Origin of the sequence: Bacillus sp. AFS029637 (assembly GCF_002584985.1) — a bacterium.
Lineage (GTDB): Bacteria > Bacillota > Bacilli > Bacillales > Bacillaceae_G > Bacillus_A.
The window spans coordinates 1-245 of sequence record NZ_NUPZ01000078.1 but is presented as its reverse complement, the minus strand read 5'-3'; the positions used below and the strand labels follow the sequence as shown (position 1 = coordinate 245).

The following is a 245-nucleotide window of genomic DNA, read 5'->3' as shown; positions in this document are numbered from 1 at the left end:
CTTAAACAAACAAATGACTCCTGGAGAGTCGATGAAACATATATCAAAGTAAAAGGTCAATGGATGTACCTGTATCGTGCTGTTGATTCAAAAGGAAATACAATTGATTTTTACCTAAGTAAAACAAGAGACCAGAAGGCTGCAAAGCACTTTTTCAAGAAGGCCTTGCAGTCTTTTCATGTTTCAAAACCTCGTGTTATAACAGTCGATAAAAATCCAGCTTATCCTATAGCAATTGAACAGTT

Annotated in this window: 1 protein-coding gene; it reads left to right on the top strand. The window is 35.5% G+C overall.

Annotated features, from left to right (window positions below; translation table 11 throughout):
- The coding region (locus tag COE49_RS26840) for a DDE-type integrase/transposase/recombinase (protein ID WP_141555289.1) at positions 1-245 on the top strand (245 nt) is incomplete at both ends.